General features: G+C 72.5%; 5 protein-coding genes. 1 reads left to right on the plus strand and 4 read right to left on the minus strand.

The window, feature by feature from the left end:
• The coding region (locus HW578_RS24150; RefSeq protein ID WP_198373255.1) for a structural protein at nucleotides 1-563 on the minus strand (563 nt) is incomplete at its 3' end.
• A gap of 80 nt (nucleotides 564-643) precedes the next feature.
• Between HW578_RS24150 and HW578_RS24155 the strand changes: the two genes are divergently transcribed.
• Nucleotides 644-1,027 carry a hypothetical protein gene (locus HW578_RS24155; protein WP_198373256.1) on the plus strand — a complete coding sequence of 128 codons (384 nt, stop codon included), beginning with the start codon at nucleotides 644-646 and terminating at the stop codon, nucleotides 1,025-1,027.
• Between the two features lie 2 nt (nucleotides 1,028-1,029).
• Here HW578_RS24155 and HW578_RS24160 read toward each other — a convergent pair whose 3' ends face one another.
• The 3 genes from HW578_RS24160 to HW578_RS24170 are packed head-to-tail and all read right to left on the minus strand — an operon-like array spanning nucleotide 1,030 to nucleotide 3,581.
• Nucleotides 1,030-1,407, minus strand: coding sequence for a phage tail fiber protein (locus HW578_RS24160; protein ID WP_198373257.1), 378 nt, complete (start codon nucleotides 1,405-1,407; stop codon nucleotides 1,030-1,032).
• 31 nt (nucleotides 1,408-1,438) lie between these two features.
• The gene (locus HW578_RS24165) at nucleotides 1,439-3,376 is read right to left on the minus strand and encodes a glycosyl hydrolase family 28-related protein (RefSeq protein WP_198373258.1); all 1,938 of its coding nucleotides are present in this window, start codon (nucleotides 3,374-3,376) and stop codon (nucleotides 1,439-1,441) included.
• A gap of 43 nt (nucleotides 3,377-3,419) precedes the next feature.
• The gene (locus tag HW578_RS24170) at nucleotides 3,420-3,581 is read right to left on the minus strand and encodes a hypothetical protein (RefSeq protein ID WP_198373259.1); all 162 of its coding nucleotides are present in this window, start codon (nucleotides 3,579-3,581) and stop codon (nucleotides 3,420-3,422) included.
• Nucleotides 3,582-3,784 lie beyond the last annotated feature (203 nt).

The raw sequence follows: 3,784 nt of genomic DNA on the forward strand, positions 1-3,784 counted from the left end.
GCCTGGGCGGCGGCCTCCGCCAGCGGCTGCACGAGCGTCGTTGCCGCGACACCCGCCGCCGCGGTGCCGGCCGCCGCGCGCACCGTGCCGCTGCGCGCCGCCGCCGCACGCCCCTCGGGTGTTACGCCCATCAGGCGCAGCCCGGCGTCGATCGTCGCGCGGTCATAGGGATTGCCGCCGATCTCGTGCGTGATGATCGCCTCGACCAGCGGGCGCAGGTCGGCATGGCTGTGCAGGTCCAGCACCGCGCGCGGGTGGCGGTCCATCCGCCGCGCCACTGCGGCGATGTAGGCCTCCGTGTCGTTCTCCTGGCCCGGCGCCCAGCGCGAGACGATGCCGCGGATCGTGCGCAGCCCATGGCGGTCCTGGTAGGTGGTCAGCAGCGCGGCCAGCGCGCGGATGCCGTATTCGTGGCTGACGAAGCGCGCGAATCGCGCCCGGCCGCCGCCGGCCGGGGGGGGCTCGACCGGCGGGTCGGCCAGGCCCTGCCAGCGATTCGCCGGCACGTGGTCGATGTTGCCGGGGTTGCGGTTGCGGTAGCCGCGGGTCTGGCGCGGGTCCATGGCGGGGGCTCCTTCGAAGGGGGTGCGGCGCGGCGCGCTTGCGGGCATCCTCCGCGGGCGATGAGCGGAAGGAGGCTTCGGTGCGCGCGGCGCTGGCGATGCTCTTGGGGATGGCCTGGTCGGGCGGCGCGGCCGCGTCCTGCATCCATGTCGTGCGCCACAACGACGCGCGCGACGACGCGCTGGCCTTCACCGCCGGGCTTCAGCGGGAAGTCCGCATGGCGATCGACCGCGGCGGATCCTGCACGCCCGAGCTGCATGTGAGCTTCATGGTGGTGGAGCTCGCCATCATCGCCGGGCGTGCGGGGCAGGGGTTCCTCGTGACCTATGCCGTGGTCGACGAACGCGATGCGGACCTGCGCCCGAACATGGGCGCCACCTGGGCGCGCGACCGCACTCAGGCGCTGATCGACGCCGGACGTTCGGCCGGCGCGGGCATCCGCAACCGCATCGCCGTGGAGTAGCGTCAGTCCGCGAGCACGGTCAGGCTCTCGGCCGGGATGGTGACGGTGCCCGCGGCGGCGAGCGTGGCCGGCGTGCCGAGCGTGCCCCAGGCCAGCGCATTGCCGCCCGCCACCGCATCATACAGCCCGACGTGGGTGATGGTGCCGACGCCGGTGGTGAAGGCGAAGCGCAGCGGCGCGGTGTTGCGCTGCGCGCCGGAGCCGGTGAAGACGACCGGCTGGCGGGCATAGCCCGAGGCCGCCGCGGGTTCGCCCGCGAGCCCCGCGGCATCGGTGCCGCCGGTGCCCAGCGCCGCCCAGGCGGCGACGGGCAGGGAGGGCTGCCGGCCCACCAGGGCACGGGCGAGCAGGTTCTTGGCGTAGTCGGTGAGGGAGGCCATGGCTGCGGTGTCCTTCGCTGTCCTGCGTGCTTCAGCTCACCACCGCGCCGTCCGGCCAGCGCCAGTTGGTGCCGTCGCTGATCGCCAGGCGCTTGTTCGCGGTGCCGTCGGAGACAAAGATCAGGCTGCGGGCGTAGCTCGCGGCAGCGGGCAGGGTCGCCACCGTGTAGCCCGCCAGCTGCAGCGGGTTGGTCGCGCTGACCGCCGCCGCGCCCTTGGCCGAGAGCTGCAGCGCGACATTCGTGTCGGTGCCCTGCGCGAGCAGCTGCGGCGTGCCGCCGGCGGCGGTCGCATTCACCCGCACGAAGTTGCCCGGCGTGCCGGTGGCGTTGACCTCGAGCGCGGTGGCGCCGCGCGTCTGCAGACGGACCGTGCCGGTGCCCTTGGCCGCCAGCGCGATGCCCGCATTCGCGTCGCTGCCCTGGATCGCGAGGCTCGGCGTGCCGCCGGAGGCCGCGCTGGTGGCGAGCACGCGGTTGACCGAGCTCGCCGGCGTGCTGATGCCGAAGCCATGCGCGCCGTTCACCCCGCCCAGCGAGATGTTGCCGGCCGAGCTGGCGCGGAACACCTCGACCCCAGCCGTGACGGCGGCGATCTCGGTGCTGGCGGGGGCGAAGATCCCGCTCGCCTCGCTGCCCACCATGACACCCGGGCGGTCGACGCGCCCGGCGGGTGCCGAGAGCGCGACGTAGCCATTGGTGCCGCCATTGACCAGCGGGCCACTGTTGCCGTTGCCCAGCAGCGCCGGGCTGCCGAGGAAGACGGCGTTGGGCGTTCCGGAGGCGACATTGGCCACATGGATCGCGGCCGAACCGTCGTTCAGCGTGTTGTAGAACTCGGCGCGGAAGGAGAAGATGTCGAGGCGGTTGCCCGTGCCGTTGACGCGGATCGCATTGCTCTCGGCATCGTCGACGCGCAGGTTGCCGATCTGGATGCGGGCATTGTTGCCGTCGATGCGGATGCCCTGCCCGCCGGCATAGGCGGCGCCGCCGGCGTTGAACAGCTCCGACTGCGTGGTGATGTTGGCGATCTGCCCGGCCACGTTGTTGCCGTCGACCCAGAGCCCGTACTGCGTGAAGTCGGAATAGTAGCTGCCGATGTAGAATTTCTGCGCGATGCCCGAGGCCGAGGATGTGAACCGCAGGCCCGAGCGTGCGGCGAAGACGAACAGGTCGTCCATGAAGATGCCGTCCACGCGGCGCAGCACCACCGCGTCCTGGTTCGCCTGCTGCCAGCGCACGACGTCGTCGGCGGGCTGGGCGAAGGGCCAGAAATGCAGGTGCTGGATGCGCCCGGTCTCGTAGCTGCGGTCGATCTCGATGCCCGTGGTGTAGACCTGACCGCGCAGGCGCTGGATGTTGAAGCGACCGGAATTGTCGATCCAGATGCCGCGGTTGATGCCGCACAGCATGACGTTGTCGAAGTCGATCCCGCCCAGGCAGTCCTGGATGCGGAAGACGAAGTCGTAGTTGGTCGGCGTCCAGGCCGGGCCGACCGTCGCCGAATGCGTCTGGCGCACGGCCAGGTCGCGCACCACCGAGCCGCGCGTGGCGGCGCCGGTGAAGGTGAAGGGCGTGAAGCCGGTCTGGCTGATGGTGAGCCAGGTGCCGCTGGCGGCATTGGGTCCCTCGTTGAAGCCCGCGCCCTGCAGGACGATGGCGGCGCTGTTGACCACGACCGGGGTGCCGATGCGGTAGGCGCGCGGGCCGACCTGCAGGACGCCGCCGCCATTGGCCGCCAGAGCGTCGACCGCCGCCTGGATGGCGGGCGCGTCGTTGGTGGTGCCATCGCCGACCGCGCCGAAGTCGCGCACATGGACGGGGCGGTCGGCGAGCAGGCCTGAGCGCAGCTGCGCGAGGCTCGCGCGTCGCGTCACCGCGCCGCCGCCGCTGCCCTGCACGACCGGCAGGAGGTCGGCATCGGCGGCGGCGGCGACGGCGGGGAGGGCGCTGATCTTGGTGTCGGACATGGGGTCTCTCTCTTGCGGGGCGCGGGGCGTGGGCGGGGGGGCGTCAGAGCAGCAGCAGGGCGCCGCTCTCGTTCAGCAGCCGCCCGCCGGTCTCGACGAGCAGCTTCGGCGGGAAGGTCACCGCGAAGGGCGGCGAGAGCGCGAGCAGCGTCGGGTCGGCCGTCTCGATCGCACGCAGGCGATAGCCGCCGCCCGGCGGTGGCACGGCGAAGGACGCTCCGGCGCGACCGGCGGCGACCGGCACGGTCTGCGGCGCGGCGGCATTCGCGCCGGTGCTGGTGATACCAACCCCATAAAGGGCTGACTCGCGTGCTTGATGCGACGCGGGCGATCGTGATTCATCGGCGGGCATGGCTTCTGGGAGCGGACCATGCCGGCGCTGATGATCCGGGAAGATGTGCCACCTGC

Source organism: Roseomonas rosulenta, from assembly GCF_016106005.1.
Taxonomy (GTDB): Bacteria; Pseudomonadota; Alphaproteobacteria; order Acetobacterales; family Acetobacteraceae; genus Neoroseomonas; species Neoroseomonas rosulenta.